Annotated in this window: 1 protein-coding gene; it reads right to left on the bottom strand. The window is 46.3% G+C overall.

Annotated elements, in window-relative coordinates; translation table 11 throughout:
* Window positions 1–844: putative PEP-binding protein (locus R8O11_RS26365; protein WP_318194762.1), on the bottom strand; the 844-nt coding region annotated here is incomplete at both ends.

Raw genomic sequence — 844 nt, 5'->3', positions numbered from 1 at the left:
ATTCACCGCAGATGCACACTGGCACATGATATTTATCGCACACGTCATGAATCTGTTTGAGTGCTAACAGCACTGCCGGATGCATGGATTCATAGACATCAGCGACGCGGGAATTGTTCCGATCCACCGCCAGTAAATACTGAGTTAAGTCGTTAGTACCAACAGAGACAAAATCCACTCGATGCGCGATGGCAGGAAGCAGATATACCATCGATGGTACTTCGATCATCACCCCGACCTTTGGAGCCTGGATACGCTCATCAAGCAAGACAACTTCGCTGTAGGCTTGGTTGATCAGCGTCATCGCATCATCCAGCTCTTTAATACCAGATACCATGGGTAACAAGATACTTAAATTACCACTTTCAGCACTGGCTCTTAGCATCGCACGCAATTGAATCAAAAAGATATCAGGATGATCTAACGTAAAGCGAATCCCGCGCCAACCTAAAAACGGATTGTCCTCTTCGATTGGCAGGTATGGCAATGGTTTATCACCACCGATGTCTAGAGTACGCATCACCACGCGTTGGCTCGAGTAGCTGTTTAATATTGCTCGATATTGATGATACTGCTCATCTTCCGATGGAAAGTGATGTTGAAGTAAAAATGCAATTTCAGTTCGATATAAACCGACACCATCGACGCCCGTATTAATGGCAATGTTGCTATCGGCACTGAGACCCGCATTCAGCATCACTTCAATGTGCTGGTTATCTAACGTTACGGCAGGTAACGCGAGGTCTTTATTGACCATCGCGAAGAGCTCTGACTCTTCACTAACTAAACTGCGATACTCACGCAACAGCTGGCGGTTGGGCTCAAGAAAAATCTCGCCCGTATA

Source organism: Vibrio sp. 1288 (assembly GCF_033344475.1).
This window is presented reverse-complemented; position numbering and strand designations above follow the sequence as displayed.